Source organism: Actinotalea ferrariae, assembly GCF_019733465.1.
Taxonomy (GTDB): Bacteria; Actinomycetota; Actinomycetes; order Actinomycetales; family Cellulomonadaceae; genus Actinotalea; species Actinotalea ferrariae_A.
On sequence record NZ_JACVQL010000050.1, the window covers coordinates 40569 to 62545 of the forward strand.

Annotated in this window: 17 protein-coding genes; 12 read left to right on the forward strand and 5 right to left on the reverse strand. The window is 74.2% G+C overall.

Going from position 1 to position 21977, the window contains the following annotated elements; all coding sequences use genetic code 11:
- Positions 1-25: 25 nt before the first annotated feature.
- Together ICW40_RS21420 and ICW40_RS04360 are read right to left on the reverse strand one after the other, a co-directional pair.
- Positions 26-499: a zinc-ribbon domain-containing protein gene (locus ICW40_RS21420; protein WP_221652607.1), complete on the reverse strand. Its 474-nt coding sequence runs from the start codon at positions 497-499 to the stop codon at positions 26-28.
- A 108-nt stretch (positions 500-607) separates the two neighbouring features.
- Complete coding sequence (locus ICW40_RS04360; protein ID WP_221652608.1) at positions 608-2689, reverse strand: elongation factor G; 2082 nt, start codon at positions 2687-2689, stop codon at positions 608-610.
- Positions 2690-2936: 247 nt separating this feature from the next.
- Between ICW40_RS04360 and ICW40_RS04365 the strand changes: the two genes are divergently transcribed.
- A complete protein-coding gene (locus ICW40_RS04365) occupies positions 2937-5408 on the forward strand; it encodes a GH36-type glycosyl hydrolase domain-containing protein (RefSeq protein WP_221652609.1) in 2472 nt (823 codons plus the stop codon).
- 30 nt (positions 5409-5438) lie between these two features.
- On the opposite strand, the gene ICW40_RS04370 is transcribed toward ICW40_RS04365, so the two are convergent.
- Complete coding sequence (locus ICW40_RS04370; RefSeq protein ID WP_221652610.1) at positions 5439-6383, reverse strand: alpha/beta hydrolase; 945 nt, start codon at positions 6381-6383, stop codon at positions 5439-5441.
- Positions 6384-6390: 7 nt separating this feature from the next.
- On the reverse strand, positions 6391-7104 hold the full coding sequence (locus ICW40_RS04375; protein ID WP_260458764.1) for a FadR/GntR family transcriptional regulator: 714 nt from the start codon (positions 7102-7104) through the stop codon (positions 6391-6393).
- 102 nt (positions 7105-7206) lie between these two features.
- Here ICW40_RS04375 and ICW40_RS04380 point away from each other — a divergent pair, with 102 nt between their 5' ends.
- The 10 genes from ICW40_RS04380 to ICW40_RS04425 all read left to right on the forward strand — a co-directional run bounded on the left by ICW40_RS04380 (position 7207) and on the right by ICW40_RS04425 (position 18801).
- Positions 7207-8823 (forward strand): ABC transporter substrate-binding protein, encoded by a 1617-nt coding sequence (locus tag ICW40_RS04380; RefSeq protein WP_221652611.1) that lies wholly within the window; start codon positions 7207-7209, stop codon positions 8821-8823.
- Positions 8824-8920: 97 nt separating this feature from the next.
- Positions 8921-9877 (forward strand): ABC transporter permease, encoded by a 957-nt coding sequence (locus tag ICW40_RS04385; protein WP_221652612.1) that lies wholly within the window; start codon positions 8921-8923, stop codon positions 9875-9877.
- Between the two features lies 1 nt (position 9878).
- Positions 9879-11930 carry a dipeptide/oligopeptide/nickel ABC transporter permease/ATP-binding protein gene (locus ICW40_RS04390; protein WP_221652613.1) on the forward strand — a complete coding sequence of 684 codons (2052 nt, stop codon included), beginning with the start codon at positions 9879-9881 and terminating at the stop codon, positions 11928-11930.
- A complete protein-coding gene (locus tag ICW40_RS04395; protein ID WP_221652614.1) occupies positions 11927-12760 on the forward strand; it encodes an ABC transporter ATP-binding protein in 834 nt (277 codons plus the stop codon). Before ICW40_RS04390 ends, ICW40_RS04395 begins: the two co-directional genes overlap by 4 nt.
- 77 nt (positions 12761-12837) lie before the next feature.
- On the forward strand, positions 12838-13767 hold the full coding sequence (locus tag ICW40_RS04400; protein ID WP_308121625.1) for a dihydrodipicolinate synthase family protein: 930 nt from the start codon (positions 12838-12840) through the stop codon (positions 13765-13767).
- The gene (locus ICW40_RS04405; RefSeq protein ID WP_221652616.1) at positions 13767-14738 is read left to right on the forward strand and encodes an ROK family protein; all 972 of its coding nucleotides are present in this window, start codon (positions 13767-13769) and stop codon (positions 14736-14738) included. Before ICW40_RS04400 ends, ICW40_RS04405 begins: the two co-directional genes overlap by 1 nt.
- Positions 14735-15463 (forward strand): N-acetylmannosamine-6-phosphate 2-epimerase, encoded by a 729-nt coding sequence (locus ICW40_RS04410; protein ID WP_221652617.1) that lies wholly within the window; start codon positions 14735-14737, stop codon positions 15461-15463. Before ICW40_RS04405 ends, ICW40_RS04410 begins: the two co-directional genes overlap by 4 nt.
- Positions 15451-16230, forward strand: coding sequence for a glucosamine-6-phosphate deaminase (nagB, locus tag ICW40_RS04415; RefSeq protein WP_221652618.1), 780 nt, complete (start codon positions 15451-15453; stop codon positions 16228-16230). The genes ICW40_RS04410 and nagB overlap by 13 nt, the downstream gene beginning before the upstream one ends.
- A 247-nt stretch (positions 16231-16477) precedes the next feature.
- Positions 16478-17461, forward strand: coding sequence for an SRPBCC family protein (locus ICW40_RS04420; RefSeq protein ID WP_221652619.1), 984 nt, complete (start codon positions 16478-16480; stop codon positions 17459-17461).
- Between the two features lie 137 nt (positions 17462-17598).
- Positions 17599-18801 (forward strand): MFS transporter, encoded by a 1203-nt coding sequence (locus ICW40_RS04425; RefSeq protein WP_221652620.1) that lies wholly within the window; start codon positions 17599-17601, stop codon positions 18799-18801.
- A gap of 85 nt (positions 18802-18886) precedes the next feature.
- On the opposite strand, the gene ICW40_RS04430 is transcribed toward ICW40_RS04425, so the two are convergent.
- Positions 18887-19147 (reverse strand): DUF3072 domain-containing protein, encoded by a 261-nt coding sequence (locus ICW40_RS04430; protein WP_221652628.1) that lies wholly within the window; start codon positions 19145-19147, stop codon positions 18887-18889.
- Between the two features lie 336 nt (positions 19148-19483).
- Here ICW40_RS04430 and ICW40_RS04435 point away from each other — a divergent pair, with 336 nt between their 5' ends.
- Entirely contained in the window at positions 19484-21934 is a 2451-nt protein-coding gene (locus ICW40_RS04435) for a family 43 glycosylhydrolase (RefSeq protein WP_221652621.1), read from the forward strand.
- Positions 21935-21977: the final 43 nt, after the last annotated feature.

The window sequence follows — 21977 nt, forward strand, 5'->3', positions numbered from 1 at the left end:
GCGGCAGCGCTCGCGCGCTGAGGCGTCAGCGCGTCAGGCCGTTGCGCCGCGCCCACTCCTCGGAGTCCTCGACCGGGACGGCGTCGGCGGGCGGGGCGTAGGACGGCGACGCCCAGGCCGACGGCGCCGGTGCGGCGAACCCGTCGGCGGGCGGCGGGGGCGGGGGCGGCAGGTAGCCGGACGGAGCGGGCGGCAGGTACGACGTCGCGGGCGGCGGCGGCACCGGCGGCAGCCCGTCGGCGGGCAGCGGGGCGACCGGCTGGATGCGGCGGTACTGGTCACCCGCCGGGCCGAGGACGGCGAGCGCCCACATCGACCGGCACCGCGTGCAGCGCACGTGCTCCGGCTGCACGCCGAGCGGGATGATCGGGATCCAGAAGATGTGGAACCAGCGGCGCCCGCGGCGCACCTCGCCCTCGACCATGCCCTGGCAGTGCGGGCACGCGAAGCCCAGCGTCGCCAGCACGCGGTGCAGCACGTACGTCCCGAAGATGATCACGCCGGCCCCCACATCCGCCGCACCGTGCGGCCGCGCCGAACCTAGCGCCCGGCGCGGCGCCGTGGGGCCCGTCCACAGCCTTCGACCCGGACGAGTGACGTCCGGCCGCTACGCCGGGACGAGGATCCGCTGGAGCAGGTGCGCGGGGATGGCGTCGTAGTGGTCGTGCTCTGCGGTGAACGTGCCCCGGCCGCCGGTGAGCGACCGCAGGTCGAGCACGTACCGCGTGAGCTCCCCCTCGGGGACCATCGCCTCGATCTCGTGCCGGCCGTCCGGCAGCGCGGTCGTGCCGACGATGCGGCCGCGGCGCGAGGACAGGTCGCCGAGCACGTCGCCCTGCAGGGCGCCGGGCACGACGACGCGCACGCGCTGCACGGGCTCGAGCACCACGGTCCCCGCCTTCGCGAGCGCCTCGCGCAGGCCGTGCGCCGCGGCCGTGCGGAACGCCATGTCGGACGAGTCGACCGAGTGGTACTTGCCGTCGTAGCACTCGACGCGCACGTCGACGACGGGGAACCCGTGCGGGCCGCCCGCGGCCATCGCCTCGGTGACGCCGCGCTCGACGGCCGGGATGTAGTTGCGCGGGATCGCCCCGCCGACCACCGAGTCGACGAACGACGTGCCCTCGCCCGGCCCTGCGGGGCTCACCCGCAGCTGCACGACGGCGAACTGCCCGTGCCCGCCCGACTGCTTCTTCAGCTTCCCCTCCGCCTCGGCGGGCGCCGCGATCGTCTCCCGGTACGCGATCCGCACCGGCTCGGTCGTGACGTTGACGCCGAACTTGCGCGCGAGCCGCTCGAGCGCGACGGCGAGGTGCGTGTCACCCGCTCCGCGGAGCACGGTCTGCGCGCCGCTCCGGTCGATCGCGAGCGTCGGGTCCTCGCCGACGAGCCGCTGGAGCGCGGACGAGAGCTTGTCGTCGTCGGCCTGGGTCACGGGCCGCAGCGCGAGCGCGTACGGCGTGGACCGCGGCGGCGGGCCTGCGACCCGCGCGGGGGTGCCGCGGCGCGAGAGCGTCGAGCCGGTCGGGCTGCCGGCGAGCTTCGCCACCGCGCCGATGTCCCCGGCGACGACGGACGCCGTCGGCTCGTGCTCCTTGCCGCGCAGGAAGAACAGCCCGTGCAGGCGCTCCTCGGCGCCGGTCGTCCCGTTGACCAGCCGCTCCTCGGCACGCACCGTGCCGGTGATCACCTTGAACACGGACACCTGGCCCACGAACGGGTCGGCGACCGTGCGGAACACGTGCATCAGCGGGTCGGCGCCCGGGTCTGCGACGACGTCGACCCGAGTCCCCCCGCTGGCGCCGGACGCGCCGACGACGACGGGCACCGGCCGGTCCGCCGGGGACGGCCCGAGCTCGCAGAGGTAGTCCGCGAGCCGGTCGACGCCGACGCCGGTCACGGCCGAGCCGAGCAGGACCGGGAACGCCAGACCGTCGCGGACCTCGTGCACGAGGGCCCGCTCGAGCTCGGCCGCCGTCGGCACCTCGCCGGACAGGTAGCGCTCGAGCTGCTCGTCGTCGCCCGAGACGATCTCCTCGGCCACCTCGTCGTGCAGCCGGTGCTCCTCCTCCGCGACGTCGTCGGGCAGGGCCTCCGTGTGGTGCCGACCGTCGGCGTCGTACGCGAGGCCCTCGTCCGAGAGGACGTCGGCCACGCCGCGCAGGCGGTCCTCCTCGCCGAGCGGGAGCTCGAGCGGCACGAGCCCGGCCCCGAACGTCGCGCGCAGCTGGTCGAGCACCCGGTGGAAGTCCGCGCGCGGCTTGTCCTCCTTCGTGACGAAGACGAGGCGGGGGATCCCCGCCTCGGCGCACTGCTGCCAGACCGTCTCGGTCCCGACCTCCACCCCGTCGACGGCGCTCACCACCACCACGGCGAGGTCCGCGACGGCGAGCGCGGCGTCGACCCCGCCCGCGAAGTCGGCGTACCCGGGGCAGTCGAGGAGGTTGACCTTGTACGTCTCGCCGTCGGACGCGGTCCAGGGAAAGGGGGCCACCGCCGGGGACAGGGAGATGTGCCGCCGGTGCTCCTCGGGCTCGGTGTCGCAGACGGTGGTCCCGTCCTCGACCCGCCCCTGGCGCGGGATCACGCCGGCGCGGTGGAGCAGCGCCTCCGCGAGCGTCGTCTTGCCCACACCGCTGTGGCCGACCAGGGCCACGGTGCGGATCCTCGGCGTCGATGCCTGGTCCATGACGGTTCCCCCTCGTCGGAGCGGCCCTTGTCAGCAGGCTAGTCACGGCGTTCCGGGGTGGGAACAGGACCACCGTCCCGGTGACCGCCGGCGCACAACCGGGCCGGTGGCCGCGCTTTCAGTCGAGCGAGCCGCTTCGAGGCCATCGATCCCGCGCGTACTCCTTCCGCGAGCGCCTGGCCTGCGCCTAAGATGCTGCTGCTGAGGTGGGAGCGCTCCCGCCCGTACGACGAGAGGCGACATCGGCATGCGTTACGGGCACTTCGACGACGAGACCCGCGAGTACGTCATCACCACGCCGCACACCCCGTACCCCTGGATCAACTACCTGGGCTCCCAGGAGTTCTTCTCGCTCATCTCGCACCAGGCAGGCGGGTACTCGTTCTACCGCGACGCCAAGATGCGCCGCCTCACGCGCTACCGCTACAACACGACCCCGTCCGAGGCGGGCGGCCGCTGGTTCTACGTGAACGACGGCGGCGACGTGTGGTCGCCGTCGTGGCTCCCGGTCAAGGCGGACCTCGACCACTTCGAGACGCGCCACGGCCTCGGCTACACCTCGATCAGCGGCGCCCGGAACGGGCTGCGCGTGGACACGCTGTTCTTCGTCCCGGTGGACGAGAACGCCGAGGTCCAGCGCGTCACGGTGACGAACACGTCCGACGTCGTCAAGCGGGTGACCCTGTTCTCGTACGTCGAGTTCTGCCTGTGGAACGCCCAGGACGACCAGACGAACTACCAGCGCAACCTCTCGATCGGCGAGGTCGAGGTCGAGCCGGACGCGCCCACCGGCAGCGCCATCTACCACCGCACCGAGTACCGCGAGCGCCGCGACCACTACGCCGTCTACGGCGTCAACGCGCGCGCGGCGGGCTTCGACACGGACCGCGACACGTTCGTCGGCGCCTGGAACGGGCTCGGCGAGGCGGCCGTCCCGCGCGCCGGCGAGTCCGCGGGCTCCGTCGCGAGCGGCTGGTACCCGATCGGCTCCCACAGCCTCGTGCTCGAGCTCGAGCCGGGTGAGTCGCGGACGCACACCTTCGTGCTCGGCTACGTCGAGAACGCGGACGAGGAGAAGTGGGCGGACGCCGCCCACCAGGTCGTGAACAAGCAGCCTGCGCACGCGCTGCTCGAGCGGTTCGCGACGACCGAGCAGACCGACGCGGCGTTCGAGCGGCTGCAGCAGTACTGGACCGGCCTGCTGTCGACCTACTCGGTGCGCTCGTCCGACGAGAAGCTCGACCGGATGGTCAACATCTGGAACCAGTACCAGTGCATGGTCACGTTCAACATGTCCCGCTCGGCGTCGTTCTTCGAGACGGGCATCGGGCGCGGCATGGGCTTCCGTGACTCGAACCAGGACCTGCTCGGCTTCGTGCACCTGATCCCCGAGCGGGCGCGCGAGCGGATCCTCGACATCGCGGCGACGCAGCTGCCGGACGGCTCCGCCTACCACCAGTACCAGCCGCTGACGAAGCGCGGGAACGACGACATCGGCTCGGGCTTCAACGACGACCCGCTGTGGCTCGTCGCGGGCGTCGCGGCCTACGTCAAGGAGACGGGCGACGTCGCGATCCTCGACGAGCCCGTGCCCTTCGACAACGAGCCGGGCTCCGAGGTGCCGCTCTTCGAGCACCTCACGCGCTCGTTCCAGTTCACGGTCGAGCACCGCGGGCCGCACGGCCTGCCCCTCATCGGCCGCGCCGACTGGAACGACTGCCTCAACCTCAACTGCTTCTCGACGACGCCGGGTGAGTCCTTCCAGACGACGGAGAACCAGGCCGGCGGCGTCGCGGAGTCGGTCTTCATCGCGGCCCAGTTCGTGCTCTACGGCGCGGAGTACGCCGAGCTCGCGGAGCGTCGTGGCCTGCCCGACGTCGCCGCGAAGGCGCGCGAGGCCGTCGCCGAGATGCGCGAGGCGGTGCTCGAGCACGGCTGGGACGGCCGCTGGTTCCTGCGCGCGTACGACTACTACGGCAACAAGATCGGCACGGACGAGGACACCGAGGGCAAGATCTGGATCGAGCCGCAGGGCTTCGCCGTCATGGCAGGCATCGGCGTGACCCCCGACGGGGCGCGGGACGCGTCGTCGCCCGCGGTCCAGGCGCTCGACGCCGTCAACGAGATGCTGGCGACCGACCACGGGATGGTGCTGCAGCACCCGGCGTACACGACCTACCGCGTCGAGATGGGTGAGGTCTCGACCTACCCGCCTGGGTACAAGGAGAACGGTGGCATCTTCTGCCACAACAACCCGTGGGTCATCATCGGCGAGACCGTGCTGGGCCGCGGCGAGCGTGCGTTCGACCTGTACCGGCGCATCACGCCCGCCTACCGCGAGGACATCAGCGAGGTGCACCGGCTCGAGCCGTACGTGTACGCGCAGATGATCGCGGGCAAGGAGGCCGTGCGGCACGGCGAGGCGAAGAACTCGTGGCTCACGGGCACGGCCGCGTGGAACTTCGTCACGGTCAGCCAGTACCTGCTGGGCGTGCGGACCGACTACGACGGCCTCGTCGTCGACCCGCAGATCGGGCCCGACGTGCCGGAGTTCACCGTCACGCGGGTCGCCCGCGGCGCGACGTACGAGATCACGGTGACGAACTCGGGCGCCGACGGCGCGCGCGCGTCGCTCGAGGTCGACGGCGTCGCGATCGAGGGCAACGAGGTGCCGTACGCGCCCGCGGGCAGCACGGTCCGGGTGACCGCGCGCCTCTGAGTGACCGACCGCCGCCTGGCTCCTCGGGGGTCAGGCGGCGAGGTGCCGCCGGACGAACGCCCGGATCGTCGCCGCCACCTCGGCGTCCTCGGGCGTGCCGCCGCCGAACCCGGCGTGCGGCATGGCCTCGAACACGTGGAGCTCGGCCGGCACCCCCGCGGCGAGCAGCCGGCGGTGCATCCGCACGGTGCTCGACAGGAACAGGTCCCGCGTCCCCGACTGGAGCAGGGTGGGCGGGAAGCCGGTGAGATCGGCGAAGAGGGGCGAGACGAGCGGGTGCGCCAGGTCGGTGCCCTGCGCGTAGAGCTCGTTGATCGGCCGCAGGCTCTCGAGCACGTTGTCGACGCCGTCGAGCGTGCGGAAGGTGTCGCCCGACTCCGTGAGGTCGACCTCGGGGGTCTCCAGCACGAGCGCCGCCGGCATGGGCATGCCCTCCTCCCGCGCGCGGACCAGCAGCGCCGCCGCGAGGTTGCCGCCCGCCGAGAGCCCGCTGACGACGACGCGTCCCGGCGCGCGGGTCTCGAGCAGCGCGCGGTAGACGGCGAGCGCGTCGTCGAGACCTGCGGGGAACGGGTGGCTCGGCGGCATCCGGTAGTCGGGGCACCACGCGGTGAGGCCGGTCTCCCCGGCGACCTCGGCCGCCGTCGCGCCGACGAGGTCCCCGCCGCCGAAGACGAGTGCGCCGCCGTGGAGGTGGAGGTTCACCGGCGCCGATCCGTCCTCCGGCACGCCGGCCTCGGCGACGTAGGTGGCGACGCCCGCGACCGTGCGGACCTCGACGCCGTCGGGCACGCCGGGCTGCGGGGCGCGCTCCCGGATCTCCGCGTCCCTGCGGTCCGCGAGGCGCTGCCAGGCGGCGACGTCGTCGGGTGCGGGGTAGTCGAGGGAGGGCTCGCGCGTCGCGAGGAAGGCGCGCGCGCCGGGGCTGAGGTGGTCGGGTGTCGCGGGGCCGGCGGGTCGGATGTCGTCGGGCACGCGCGCCTCAGCGCGCCTTGCCGAGCGCGCGCTGGAGCGGCTCGTAGTGCTCGATCACGGCGCAGCGGTAACCGACGACGTCGCCCGTCACGGCTGCGGTGAGCATGTCGCCGTGGGCCTTGGACGTCTGACGCAGGTCCTCGGGGAGCGCGAGCCCGAGCCGCGGCAGCACCGCGGTGTGGATGTCCCAGAACGCGCCGACGAGCTGGCCGGCGAGCTGGTTGTCGATGGTCGCCAGGAGCGCGGTGTGGAAGGCGCGGTCGGCCTCGAGGAAGGCCTCGCCCCGCGCCGCGCGGTCGAGCATCTCGGCGACGAGGGCGTCGAGCTCGGGGTGCTCCGTGCCCGCGACCGCGCCGACGACCTTCTCCGCCATCGCGAGGTCGAGGGCCATGCGCACCTCGACGACCTCGCGGAGTGCCTTGAGGTTGTCGCCGGGGGAGAGCACGCCGCGGAACACGAGGGCCTGGACCATCGGGTCGAGCGACATGCGACCGACGAAGGTGCCGTGCCCGTGGCGCACCTCGACGATGTCGAGCGTCGAAAGCGTGCGCACGGCCTCGCGGACGGAGGAGCGCGACACGTCGAGCTCCTCGCACAGCTCGGACTCCGTCGGCAGCGGGTCTCCCGGCCGCAGACCCTGAGCCAGGATGAGCTCGCGGATCTGGTCGGCCGTCGTCGCCCGGCGCATGCGCCCGGACCGCGTGGACGCGGTGACTGCCATGTCGACTCCCGTCATCAAGCTGTGACCTGCGTCGCATTGTGCCCGACCGGTCGTGTGCCTATATTACATCAGACATCTGATGTCCGATGAAGTGGAGACCCAATGACGAGCATCTCCCGCCGCGGCGGACGGCGCCTCGGCGCCCTCGCAGCCGGCGCGACCGCGTTCGCCCTGATCCTCAGCGCCTGCACCCCCGCGGGCGACGGGGGCACCGACGAGACCGACACCGACGCCGAGGCCACCGAGGACACGCGCGAGGTGGACCCCGACGCGATCATCGAGGCCGGCATCTCGTACGCGCTGGGCGGCAGCTTCGACCCGATGCTCGCGTCGGGTGCCGTGACGCAGGCGGCCAACTGGCACACCATGGAGGCCCTGGTCGAGCTCGACCCGGTCACGCGCGAGGTCTACGCGGCGCTCGCCGCCGACCTGCCGACCCAGGTCGACGAGGTCACGTACGAGGCGGACCTTCGCGAGGGTGCCGTGTTCCACGACGGCTCGCCGGTCACGAGCGAGGACGTCGTCTTCAGCTTCGAGCGCGTGATGGACCCCACCACGGGCGGCTTCTTCGCGGGCTTCGTCGAGTTCATCGCGGGCGTCGAGGCCGTCGACGAGGACACGGTCCGGATCACGACCGACTACCCGTTCTCGCTGGTCAACGAGCGCCTCTCGGTCGTCAAGATCGTCCCGAAGGCGATCGTCGAGGCGGACCCCGAGGGCTTCGGCGCGCTGCCGACCGGCACCGGCCCGTACCGGATCACCTCGGCGGTGCCGGACGACTCGCTCGAGTTCGAGCGCTTCGACGGCTACACCGGCCCGCGCCCGGCGCTCGCGGCCGGCATGAAGTGGAACCTGCTGTCCGACGCCGCCGCGCGCGTGACCGCGATGAGCTCGGGCACCATCCACGCGATGGAGGACGTCCCCTACATCGACGTCCCCACCCTGGAGAGCCAGGTCGCGGTCGAGTCGGCGCAGTCGTTCGGCCTGCTCTTCGCGATGTTCAACACGGACAAGGCGCCGTTCGACGACCCGCGCGTGCGCCAGGCGTTCTTCTACGCGCTCGACACCGAGAAGATCATCCAGACGGGCCTCCTCGGCAACGCCGCACCGGCGACGTCGTTCCTGCCCGAGACGCACCCCAACTACAACGAGGCGTCGACCGTCTACGCCTACGACCCCGAGCGGGCCGAAGAGCTCCTCGCCGAGGCCGGCGTCGAGGACCTGTCCATCACGCTCATGACGACGGACACGGGCTGGGTCAAGGAGGTCGCCCCGCTCATCAAGGAGTCGCTCGACGCCGTCGGCATCAGCACGACGCTCGACATCGGCCAGTCCGCCGGGCAGTACACCAAGGTCGACGCCGGCGAGCTCGACGTCATGGTGGCCCCGGGTGACCCGTCGGTGTTCGGCAACGACCCCGACCTGCTCATGCGCTGGTGGTTCGGCACGAACGTGTGGTCGGAGAGCCGCTACCGCTGGAGCGACACCGAGGAGTTCACGCAGCTCACGTCGCTGCTGGACGAGGCCGTCCGCCTCGAGGGCGACGAGCAGCAGGCGCGCTGGAACGAGGCGTTCGACCTCATGAGCGAGGAGGTGCCCCTCTACCCGATTCTGCACCGCCAGCTCCCCACGGCGTGGGACGACGAGCGCCTGGTCGGGTTCGCACCCGTGGCCATGACGGGCCTGTCCTTCCTGGACGTCGGCGTCGCCGCCGAGTGACAGACCGCCGCCGGCGGGACCCCCCACCCCCTGGGTCCCGCCGGCGGTACCACGGACGGGCGACGTCGCCCGTCACGACTCAGAGAGCAGGTGCGCGGTGTCCTCAGCGCTCCGCCTGATCGGCCGCAGGGTCCTCCAGCTCCCGGTCATGATCCTCGGGATCACCTTCCTGGTGTTCTTCGTCATGTCCTTCTCCGACGTCGACCCGGCGCTCATCGCGCTCGGCGAGAGCGCATCGGTCGAGGCGCGCCAGGCCTACCGCGAGGCCAACGGCCTCGAAGGGCCCCTCCTCGCGCGCTACCTGTCCTTCCTGGGCGGGCTCGTGCAGGGCGACCTCGGCACGTTCTCGGCGCGGCAGCAGCCCGTCGTCGACGAGGTCGCGCGCGCCTTCCCGATCACGCTCCAGCTGACGTTCCTCGGCCTCGCGATCGCCGTCGTGGGCGCCCTGGTGCTCGGCGTGCTCGCCGCGGTCTTCCGCGACCGCTGGCCCGACCAGGTCGTGCGGCTGCTGTCGGTCACCGCGCTGTCGACGCCGTCGTTCTGGCTCGCCGTGCTGCTCATCCAGGGCGTCACCCTGGGCCTCGGCGTGCTGCCGTCCTCGGGCCCCCTGCCGGCGATGACCGAGGACCCGGGCGGCTGGCTCGGTCGCATGGCGCTGCCCGCCGTCGCGCTCGCCGTCCCCGTCATCGGGCAGCTGTCCCGCGTGGTCCGCACGGCCGTGGTCGAGGAGCTCGACCGCGACTACGTGCGCACGGCCCTCGGCGCGGGCATCCCGCGGACCGTCGTCGTCGCGCGCAACGTGCTGCGCAACGCGCTCATCACGCCCGTGACCGTGCTCGGCCTGCGCGTCGGCTACCTGCTCGGCGGCGCCGTCGTCATCGAGATCATCTTCGCCCTGCCGGGGATGGGCACGCTCATCCTCAACGGCGTCACCAACAACGAGCCCAACCTGGTGCAGGGGGTGACCCTCACGGTCGCCCTGGCCTTCGTGACCATCAACATCGTGGTCGACCTGCTCTACGTGCTCATCAACCCCCGGATCAGGTCGGTGTGACATGCGACGCCAGCTGACAGAACGCCTCTCCCGGCCGGGTCTGCGCCTGCGCTCCCTGCCCGTGGGCTCGCGCATCGCGCTCGGGTTCGTGCTGCTCGTCGCGCTCATGGCGCTGCTCGCGCCGCTCGTCGCGCAGTTCGACCCGCTGGCCTCGGGGCCGGCCGTCCAGCCGCCCGACGCCGAGCACTGGTTCGGCACCGACCGCCAGGGCCGCGACATCTTCGCCCGGATCGCCTACGGCGCCCGGTACTCGCTCGTCATCGGCCTCGCGGCGACCGGCATCGCGCTCGCCGTCGCCGCCGTGCTCGGCTCGGTCGCCGCGACGGCGCCGCGCTGGATCGCCGAGACGCTCATGCGCGTGCTCGACGTCGTCATGTCCTTCCCGGGCATCGCGCTCGCCGCCGTCTTCGTCACGGTCTTCGGGCAGTCGCTGCCGGTGCTCGTCCTGACGATCGCGTTCCTCTACGTGCCGCAGCTGACGCGCGTCGTCCGGGCCAACGTGCTCGACCAGTACGGCGAGGACTACGTCGCGGCGACCCGGGTCATGGGTGCCTCGACGCCGCGCATCGTCGTGCGGCACGTCGCCCGCAACTGCCTGGGGCCGGTGCTCGTCTTCGCGACCATCCTCGTCGCCGACGCGATCGTGTTCGAGGCGTCGCTGTCCTTCATCCAGGCCGGCATCCCCGACCCCGAGCCGTCCTGGGGCAATATCATCGCCGCAGGCCGGAACCTCGTGATGGCCGGCTACTGGTGGCCGACGTTCTTCCCCGGTCTCATGATCACGCTCACGGTGCTCGCGCTCAACGTGCTGTCCGAGGGCATGACGGACGCGATGGTCGCGCCCCGCGCGCGTGCCGTCGCCGGGTCGCTCGCGGCCGGGGCGACCCCCGTCGCGCCCGACGCCGAGGTCGCCGCCGAGGCCGGCCTCGACGCCGACGTCGACACGGCCGTGGAGGGTGCGCCCGGCGCGATCCCGGACACCGTGCCCGACGCCGTGCCCGCCGCACCGAGCGTGCCGCTCGCCGCGCGCCTCGCAGCGCTGCGCGAGCGCGAGCTCGAGCGCGACGACCGGCACGAGTACGCGGGCGACGCGCCGCCGCTGCTCGACGTCCAGGACCTGTCGATCTCGTTCCCGCGGCACGGCGACGTCGACGTCGTCGACCGCGTGAGCCTCACCGTGCGGCCCGGCGAGACCATGGGCCTGGTCGGCGAGTCGGGCTGCGGCAAGTCGATCACGTCGCTCGCGATCATGGGGCTGCTCGACCCGCGGGCCGACGTCCGTGGCCGCATCCTCTTCGACGGCAAGGACCTGCTCACCATGCCCGCCGCGGAGCGCACGGCGCTGCGCGGTCACGACATCGCGATGATCTACCAGGACGCTCTCAGCTCGCTGAACCCGGCGATGCTCGTCCGGTCGCAGATGGCCCAGCTGACCCGCCGTGGCGGGACGCGCACCGCGCACGAGCTGCTCGAGCTCGTCGGGCTCGACCCCCGCCGCACGCTCGCGTCGTACCCGCACGAGCTCTCGGGCGGCCAGCGCCAGCGCGTGCTCATCGCGATGGCCCTGACCCGCGACCCGCGACTTGTGATCGCCGACGAGCCGACGACGGCGCTCGACGTCACCGTCCAGGCGCAGGTCGTCGAGCTGCTCGACCGGCTCCGCGCCGAGCTCGGCTTCGCGATGCTGTTCGTGTCGCACGACCTCGCCCTGGTCGCGGAGCTCGCCCACCGCGTGACCGTGATGTACGCGGGCCAGGTGGTCGAGCAGGGCCGGACGAGCGAGCTCCTCACCCAGCCCGTGCACGAGTACACGCGCGGCCTGCTCGGCGCCGTCCTGTCGATCGAGCAGGGCTCGGGTCGTCTGCACCAGGTGCCGGGGACCGTCCCGTCGCCGCGCGACTTCCCGGCGGGCGACCGCTTCGCGCCGCGCTCGTCCGACCCGGCCCGGCACGCCGGGGTCACGCCGGTGCGCCGGCAGGTGCCGGGGACCGAGCACTTCTACGCCGCGCACCCGGACGACGCGCCGGTCGAGCCGATCGGAGTCCTGCGATGACCACCTCCACCACCCGGCCGGCGCACGGCCTGCCCGAGGACGCCGTGGTCGAGCTCCGCGACGTCCACGTCACGTACCGGGCGCGCTCGTCCACGCTGTTCCGTCCGCACCTCGTGCACGCCGTCGACGGCGTCTCCCTCGCCGTCCGGCGGGGGCAGACGCTGGGGATCGTCGGCGAGTCGGGGTCCGGCAAGTCGACGACCGCCAAGGTCCTCGTCGGGCTCGAGCGGCCGACGTCGGGCGAGGTGCGGTTCGCGGGCGAGCCTGTGCGCCGCTTCTCGCGTCCGGTGCGCCGGCGCCTCGGCCGCATCGTCTCCGTGGTGTTCCAGGACCCGGCGACGGCGCTCAACGCGCGCATGGTCGTGCGCGACGCGCTCACGGACCCGCTCGAGGTCCACGGCGTCGGCACGCGCGCCCAGCGCGAGGCGCGGGTGCGCGACCTCGTCGGGCTCGTCGGCCTGCCGGCGTCGGCGCTCGACGCGCTGCCGAGCCAGCTGTCGGGCGGCCAGCGGCAGCGCGTCGCCATCGCCCGTGCGCTCGCGCTCGAGCCGCAGGTCGTCGTGGCGGACGAGCCGACGTCGGCCCTCGACGTGTCCGTCCGCGCGCAGATCCTCAACCTGCTCACGGACCTCAAGGACCAGCTGGGCCTCGGGATGGTCTTCATCTCGCACGACATCCAGACCGTCCGCTACGTCTCCGACACCATCGCCGTGATGAGCCGCGGGAAGGTCGTCGAGACCGGACCGACGGACCGGGTCTTCGCCGATGCCCAGGACCCGTACACGCGCACGCTGCTCGCCGCGGCCCCCTCCCTGCTGGCGCCGCGCTGATGGCCGCCCGTCCCGATTCCGTCGCCGGCACGGCCGCGTCTCGAACCACACCCCGATCCACCCCGTCAGGAGCAGTCGTGACCTCGTCCCACCCCACCTTCGCCGGCGTCGTCCCTCCCGTGGTGACGCCCCTGCACCCCGACGGGACGGTCGACCACGCCGGCCTCGAGGCGGTCGTCGAGCACCTCGTGGGTGCCGGCGTGCACGGGCTCTTCGCGCTCGGGTCGACCGGCGAGACGGCGTACCTCACGAACGCCGAGCGCGCCGCCGTCGCGCGCACCGTCGTGTCCGCCGCGGCCGGGCGGGTGCCCGTGATCGCCGGTGCGATCGAGCTCACCGCGGCGCGCGTGCTCGACGCGGCCCGGCCGCTCGTCGACGCGGGCGTCGACGCGGTCGTCGTGACGCCGGCGATCTACGCGATCCAGGACCGTCAGGAGACGGCCGACCACTTCCGGCGCATCGCCGCGGGACTCGACGTGCCGCTGTGGGCCTACGACGTGCCCGTCCGGACGCACACCAAGCTCCCGGCCGACCTGCTCGTCGAGCTCGCGCTCGAGGGCGTGCTCGCGGGCGTGAAGGACTCGTCGGGTGACGACGTCGGCTTCCGCCGCCTCATCGCGCAGAACGCGGCCGTGGGGTCGCCGCTGCGCCTGCTGACGGGGCACGAGGTCGTGGTCGACGCGATGCTGCTCGCGGGCGCCGACGGCGCCGTGCCCGGTCTCGCCAACGTCGACGCCGCGGGCTACGTCCGCCTCTGGGACGCCGCGCAGCGCGGCGACTGGGCGGCGGCCCGCGCCGAGCAGGAGCGGCTCAACGCGCTCTTCGAGATCGTGTTCGCACCCGTCGGCCGCAGCGGCGACGCCGCGGGCGTGGGGGCGTTCAAGGCCGCCATGGCGGCGCAGGGCCTGCTGGCGTCGACCACGATGTCCGCGCCGATCCGTGCCCTCGAGGGGGCCGTCGCCCAGCGCGTGTCCGACGTCGTCGCGGCCGCCGGGCTCGGGCGCTGATGGAGCTCGCGCTGGCCGTCGACCTCGGCGGGACGAAGATCGCGGGCGCGCTCGTCGACCGGGGCGGGCAGGTCGGCCCCGTGAGCACGGTGCCGACCCCCGCGAAGGACGGGCCGGACGTCGTCGTGCGCGCGGTCCGTGGCCTGCTGCGGGACGTGCTGCGCGGCGGCTGGCCGGACCGGCCGGGTGCGGCGGACCCCGGCACGTCGGTGCGGGCGATCGGGGTGGGCACCGCCGGCGTCGTCGACGTGCAGGCCGGGACCATCGTGTCCTCGACCGACACCTTCACCGGGTGGGCGGGGACGCACCTCGGGGCGGAGGTGCGCGCGCTCACCACGGACCTGCTCGAGCGGCCCGTGCCCGTGCACGTGCAGAACGACGTCGACGCGCACGCGCTCGGCGAGTCGTGGCGCGGTGCCGCGGCCGGTGCCCGCAGCGCGCTCGTCGTGGCGGTGGGCACCGGGATCGGCGCGGGCGTGGTGCTCGACGGCACCGTGCTGCGCGGGGCGCACCACGTCGCCGGCGAGCTTGGCCACCTGCCCATCGGCGGCGCCGACCACCTGCGCTGCCCGTGCGGCCGTCCTGGCCACCTCGAGGCGCTCGGGTCGGGCGCCGGCATGCGCCGCCACTACGCGTGGCTGAGCGGCGACGGCTCGGTGCTCGACGCCCGCGGCGTCGTCGCCCTCGCGACGGCGGGCGACCGCACCGCGCGGCAGGCCGTGCGTGAGTCCGCTGCCGCCGTCGGACGGGGCATCGCCGCCGTCGTCACGGTGCTCGACCCCGAGGTCGTCGTCGTCTCCGGCGGCGTCGCGGAGGCGGGGCCCCTGTGGTGGCGGCCGATGGAGCAGGCGCTGCGCGCCGAGCTCGTCGACGTGCTCGAGGACGTGCCGGTGCTGCCCGGGAGCCTGGGCGTCGCGGCGCCGCTCCTCGGCGCGGCCGCCTCGGCGTGGCGCCTGGTGGACGCGGCATGAGCGGCGAGGCACTGGTCGGCCGGCTGCGGGGCGGCCTCGTCGTCTCGTGCCAGGCGTACCCCGGCGAGCCCATGCGGGACCCGCGGACGATGGTCCAGGTCGCGCGCGCCGCGGCGGCCGGGGGTGCGGTCGCCGTCCGGCTGCAGGGGGTGGACGACGTCGCGCTGGGCGTCATCGAGCTCGGGGTGCACGCCCCGGACGTGCCGGTGATCGGCATCTGGAAGGACGGGTCGGACGGCGTCGTCATCACGCCGACGCTCGACCACGCCCGTGCCGTCGCCGCCGCCGGGGCGCACGTCGTCGCGCTCGACGGGACGCGGCGGGCCCGCCCCGACGGACGGACGCTCGCCAAGACGGTCCGGGCGCTGCGGGCGGAGCACGACGTGCTCGTCATGGCGGACTGCGGCTCGCTCGACGACGCGCTCGCGGCGGCGGACGCGGGGTGCGACCTCATCGGCACGACGCTCGCCGGCTACACCGGGGAGCGCCCGCGCACCGACGGGCCGGACCTCGAGCTGGTCGCGCAGGTGGCGGCGGCGACGCACGTCCCGGTGGTCGCCGAGGGCCGGATCAGCACGCCCGCGCAGGCGGCCGCCGCGCTGGTCGCCGGTGCCACGACGGTGTGCGTCGGCACCGCCATCACGCACCCGACGACGATCACCGGCTGGTTCGTCGACGCGCTGACGGGTGCGCGCGAGGAGGGCGGCCGCGGATGGAGGTGGTGATCACCGACGCGGCGACCGCCGCCCGCCTCGCGGCCGACGTGGTGGAGCGTGTGCTGCGGTCGCACGAGGCGCCGGTGCTCGGGCTCGCCACCGGCTCGAGCCCGCTCGCCGTGTACGAGGAGCTCGTCGCGCGCCACGCCGCGGGCCTGTCGTTCGCCCGCGCGCGCGCCTTCACGCTCGACGAGTACGTCGGGCTGCCGGCGGGGCACCCCGAGCGGTACCGGGACGTGATCGAGCGCGAGCTGACCGGGCGGGTCGACCTCGCGCCGGACGCCGTGGCCGGGCCCGACGGGCTCGCCGACGACCTCCCGGCGGCGTGCGCGGCCTACGAGGCCGTGATCGTCGCGGCCGGCGGGGTCGACGTGCAGCTGCTGGGCATCGGCACCGACGGGCACATCGCGTTCAACGAGCCGGGCTCCTCGCTCGCGTCTCGCACGCGCGTCAAGACGCTGACGGAGCAGACGCGTCGCGACAACGCGCGGTTCTTCGGCGGCGACGTCGACGCCGTGCCCCGACACTGCCTCACCCAGGGTCTCGGCACGATCCTCGAGGCGAGGCACGTCGTCCTGCTCGCCTCGGGACGCGCCAAGGCCGAGGCGGTGCACCAGATGGTCGAGGGGCCGGTCTCGGCGATGTGGCCGGCATCGGTGCTCCAGCTGCACCCGCACGTGACCGTGCTCGTCGACGAGGCCGCCGCCGCTCGGCTGCAGCAGGCGGCCTACTACCGGGAGACGTGGGCGACCAAGCCGGCGTGGCAGGGCCTCTGACCGCAGGCCGCGCCGCCGAGGTCGACATCCGGGGCCGAGGTCGATGTCCGCGGGTGTCGTCCTCGGCCGGGAGTGTCGGCCTCGGCGGGGGTCGGGTGCCCGCCTGCCGGGTCAACTCCGGCGTCCGGTGTGCCGATGGACCGGCGTGGACGGACGTGGAGCGAGCCGGTGGGTGTGACGGGGTGGGTGTGACGCGGTGGGTGTGACGGGGTGGGCGGGGGAGCGGTGGGCACGCCGCGGGCCTGGGATGCGCCGACCTGATCTGACGACCGTGCCGCTCGTCGTCGAGCGGGCGCTGCACGTCGCGGCGCCGGCCGAGCGCGCGCTCGCCGTGCTCGCGGACCCGGCGAGCACGGCCTTCACGGCCGGCGAACCCGGCGGGTTCGGCTTCGTCGTGCCGGGGACTCCGGCGGGCGCCGTCGGCGAGCGGCGCGTCGTCGTCCACCCGGACCCGTGGAGCTCGGCGCTCATCGCTGCGGTGGCCGACGTGGTCGACGTCGTCCCCGGGCGCCGCGTCGTCGTGCTGCCGCGCGGCGCCGGCCGGCCCCTGCGCCGGACGATGACGGCCGAACCGACCGGCCCGGACAGCTGCGTGCTGCGGGTCGCGCTCGACGCGTTCGCGCCCGCGAGCGGCATCGCTCTGATGCAGGAGACGCTTGGCCCGGAGCTCGAGCACGCCCTCGCCGCGGTGGCGCACCACCTGGGCGTCGGACCGCCGCCCGCGCCGCCCCACGAGAGCGTCGTCCTGCGCAACATCCGCAAGGACGACGAGCGGAGGGCCTGGCGGAGCGCAGGGGTACCCCGCGTGACGGTGCGGGTGCACGCGTCGGTCGACGTCGCCGCCCCGCCCCTGCGGGCCTGGCTCGCCGTCCTCGACGCCCGGCACGACCACTGGTGGCAGCACGACCCCGACGCCGTCGCGTTCACGGTGCCCGGTACGCCGTCGGGTCAGGTCGGCGAGCTGCGGTGCGTCGTCGCGCACGGCTCGAGCGGCCTCGAGGCGACGTTCGCGGAGACGGTCGCGGTGGACGAGGGCGCGGCCTTCGTGACGCGCGACCGTGGGTTCTTCGCGGGCGTCCGGACGACGTGGGTCGAGCCGGCGACGGGCGGCACGCGGGTGACGCGCGAGGCCGTTCTCGACCTGCTCGACGGCAGCCCGGAGGCGCACGCGCGGCAGACCGCCGCCCTCGGCCGGGGCCTCGACGCCCTCGTGCGGCACCTCACCGCCTGACCGGTCCCACCCGGGGCTGGTGCTCTGAAGAACGTTGTCGATAACGTTATCGAGCGCTCCGGCGGTGCTGCCGGCGCCCGGTCGACGGCGACCGGCGGCCGCGGCGGGACGTCCCGCCCCGTGCGACAGGGGCTCGCGTGTCCACCACCCGTAGCGCGCGCTCGACCGCCGCGAGCGTCGCCCTGTCCTACGTCCTCTTCGTCTTCGTCGGCGTGAGCGCCGCGGTCGGCGGGGTGCTGCTGCCCGCGCAGATCCGCGACTACGACGTCGACATGGCGACCATCGGGCTCACCTTCTTCACGTCGTCCGCGGGCTTCTTCCTCGCCGGGTCGAGCACCGGGGCGCTCGTGCACCGCCTCGGCACGCGGTGGTCGCTCGTCGGGGGCGGCGTGCTCTACGTCCTGGCCGCGGTCGCGACGGCGGCGCGCCCGTCGTTCGTCGTCTTCGTGCTGGTCCAGGCGGTGGCCGGCTACGGCGTCGGCGTCCTCGAGTCGGTCCTCAACGCGTACCTGTCGCAGCTGCCGTCGGCGACCACCCTCCTCAACCGCCTCCACGCGTTCTTCGGCGTCGGCGCGCTGCTCGGCCCTGCGCTCGCGGCGCGCCTGCTCGAGACGATGGAGTGGACCGCCGTCTGGTGGGTGCTCGCGGCGCTCGCGGTGCCGCTCGTGGTCGCCGTCGCCGTCGTGTTCCCGCGTGCTGCGGCCCGCCCCGGGGCCGCCACCACTGAGCCGGACGACGCGCCGCAGCACCGTCCCGGGCTGCTGCTCGCCGTCCTGCGTGAGCGGGCCGTGCTCCTCGCCGCCGTCTTCCTCACGGTCTACCTGGGGGTCGAGATCAGCGTCGGCACGTGGGCGTTCACCGACCTCGTCGAACGGCACGCCGCGCCCGAGCTCGCCGCGGGCTACGCCGTGAGCGCCTACTGGTCGGGGCTCACGCTCGGCCGTTTCGTGCTCAGCCCGCTCGCGACGCGCCTCGGCCTCGGGGTCGGGCAGCTCGTGGGCGGCTGCCTCGGCGCCGTCCTGGGCGCGGTGGCTGTCGTGTGGCTCGCACCGACGGCGGCCCTGGCCACCGTCGGCCTGACCCTGCTCGGCTTCTTCCTCGGCCCCCTGTTCCCGACGGCGATAGCCGTCGTGCCGCGGCTGACGACCGCGGCCCACGTGCCGACGGCGATCGGCGCGATGAACGCCGTCTCGGTCGTCGGCGGCTCGGCACTGCCGTGGCTCGGCGGCGCGCTCGCCGGCGGGGTGGGCATCGAGGCGCTGCTGCCCTACGTGCTCGCGCTCGCCGTCGTGCAGGCGCTCGTGTGGCGCGGCGTCGCCCGGCGCATGGCGCCCGCGTGAGCGCGGGCGTCGGCCGGACGACAGCGCGGGCCCGGACGCCGGTCGGGCGCCCACGTGAGGTCAGACGCCGGCCCGACGGTCCCCGTCAGGCGCCGCGGCCCGTCTTCCCCTGGAGCCGGTCGATCATCTCGGACGCCTGCGCCTTCGTGAGCCCCTCGGGGACGTCCTCCCCGGCCTCGCGCGCGAGCGTCTGCAGGTAGCTGTGCTGCGGGCCGGTCATGGGCTCGTCGCCCGTGACCCAGTCCTCCGGGTCCTTCTCGGGGCTGCCGACGCCCGGGCCGCCGTCGAGCGGCGCGCTCGGGTCGGTCGACCCCGGCGGCTCGGTCTCGTCCGCCTCGCTGCCCATCTCGACCCCCTCGGCCATCGCCACGCCGCCGGGGCCCTGGCCGGTCTCGGGGTCGGCGGTCAGGTCGGCGTCGCCCGCGGGCGTGAAGGACGGGTCCGGGTCGGGCAGGGGCTGCTGGGGTGCGTCGCTCGTCATGGGTCCTTGCTACTCCAGCCCACCGACACCGGCATCCGGAGGCGGTCGCGTCAGGGTCCGGCCGGGCCGGTCGTCGGGCGGCATCCGCCGGCGCTGCGACCCGAGCCCGTCCCCGCCACGTCATCCCAGGGGTGCACCTCGGGACGAACCACGGTAAACGTAGGAACTCACCATCCTCCGACCCGAACGGCAGGCACTGCGATGAAGCAGAGCACCTCGCTGTCCCGGGTGGGCCGGTCCGCTGCGGCAGTACTCCTCGCCGCCGGTCTCGCGCTCACCGCAACCCCCGCGACGGCCGGGGGAGGTGGCGGGCACGGCGGTGGCCACGGCGGCGGAGGTCACGGTGGTGGGCACGGCGGCGGCAACGCCGACGCGCGCGGCACCGACTACACCAACCCCGTGAGCGCCCCCTTCGCCGACACGTTCGCCGACCCCGCCGTGATCCGCGGCAAGGACGGCTACTGGTACGCCTACGGCACGACCGACCCGCTGCGGGAGGGGGAGGGCGTCTTCCACACCCTGCCGATGGCGCGCTCGACCGACCTCGTGAGCTGGGAGTACGTGGGCGACGCGTTCACCGAGGCGAACCGCCCCACGTGGGCCGCGCCCGACGGCGGCCTGTGGGCGCCGGACATCCGCTACGTCGACGGCGAGTACCGCCTCTACTACGTCGTGACGTCCACGACCGTGACCGAGGGGCCGAACGACAACGCGATCGGCGTCGCGACGGCGCCCACGCCCGTCGGGCCCTGGACCGACTCGGGCGACCCCGTGGTCGACCCGCGTCCCGGTGGCAGCGGCAACCCCGACGACTTCCGGTGGACCTTCGACCCGTCCCACGTCGTCGGCCCGGACGGCACGGAGTACCTGTTCTACGGCTCCTACTACGGCGGCATCTTCGTCACCGAGCTGGACGAGACCGGCACGGAGGCCGTGGGCGAGCCGACGCAGGTCGCGATCGACAACAAGTACGAGGGCGCCTACGCCCTGTGGCGCGACGGGTTCTGGTACCTGTTCGTCTCGTCGGCCAACTGCTGCGCGGGTCCCGCCACGGGGTACAGCGTGCACGTCGGGCGGTCGGAGTCGATCACCGGCCCGTACGTGGACCGCGAGGGTGTGGAGCTCACGGTGTCGCGCGCCGGCGGCACCCCGGTGCTCGCGCCCAACGGCAACGAGTGGATCGGCACCGGCCACAACGCCGTCGTCACCGACCTCGCGGGGCAGGACTGGATCGTCTACCACGCGATCGACCGGGCGGACCCGTACCTCGACGGCACGGACGGCATCAACGAGCGGCCCATGCTCATCGACCGGCTCGACTGGGTCGACGGCTGGCCCACGGCGAACGCCGGCGCCTGGGCGTCGTCGGGCGCGCAGGACGGCCCCATCACGTCCGGGCGCGCGGTGACGACGTTCGACCGGGGGATCCGCGCGCCGTGGACGGGCGACGCCTGGCGCACGGCCTCCGACGACCAGGCCGGCACGCACGCCGTCTCCCGCCGTGCGGGCACGCTCGTCACGAAGCACACGGTCACGGGTGACGTGCGGGTCGAGGCGGACGTGCGACTCGACGGCGACGCGGCGGGCGGCGTCGTCGCCGCGCTGCGCGAGCGGGGGCACGGGCACGGGCACGGGCGGCACGACGAGTCGGCGTCGGCGGAGACCGCCCGGGGCGGTGGCGACCGCGGGCGCGACCCGACGCCCGAGCGCATCGCCGCGTACGTCGACCAGACGTCGGGCGAGCTCGTGCTCGAGTCCACGGGACGCGGCGGTGCGCGGGCCGCGGCGCCCGTCCCGGCGGGGACCGACCTGACCACGTGGCACTCGCTCGTGCTCGAGGTCGCCGACGGCGTCGCGTACGCCGAGCTGAGCAACGCCCGCCTCGGTGACCCGGTCGCCGTCGTGAGCCTCGACCTCCGGCGGCACACGCGGACCTCTGGTGCGGCGGGTGCGCTGGCGACCGGCGCGGGCGTGCACGTCGACAACCTCAGCGCCGTGCCGCTCGCCAACGAGGTGACCGAGGCCGTGCCGCAGCCCGTGCCCGGTGAGCTCGTCGAGTCCCTCGAGTTCGACGACGGGCTCGGCGAGGGTTGGGAGGTCGTGCGCGACCCGCAGGTCACGGTCGAGGACGGCCAGCTGGTGTGGCAGGTCGAGCCGACCGACCTCGTCGGGGCCGGCGGGACGGCGGGCCTCCTGCTGCGCGACGCGCCCGACGGCGACTGGACCGTCGAGACCCGGCTGACCATCGACCTCGGCGTGGAGGATATCCGCAACTACCAGCAGGGGGGCCTGATCGCGTACGTCGACGACGACCTGTTCGCCCGGCTGTCGCACGTGGCGATCTGGAACACGCGGCAGACGGAGTTCGGGTACGAGCTGCCCTACGCGGGCGGCACCCGGTACGGCGGGACGATCGTCGGGCCGCCGTCGGACACCACGCTGCTGCGGCTCGTGCACCGGACCGACGAGGCCGGCGAGCACGAGGTGCAGGCGTTCACGAGCGCGGACGAGGGAGCGACGTGGGTCGCGGGCGGGGTCTGGACGTTCCCGGCCGGGTCCGACATCAAGGTCGGCCTGCTCGCGCACGGCCTGCAGGGCGGCGGCGCGCCGGCGACGGCGCAGTTCGACTACCTGCGCATCCACGCCGACTGACGGCACGCGGCGTGCGGCCCGCCCGGGTGGCCGGGCCGCACGC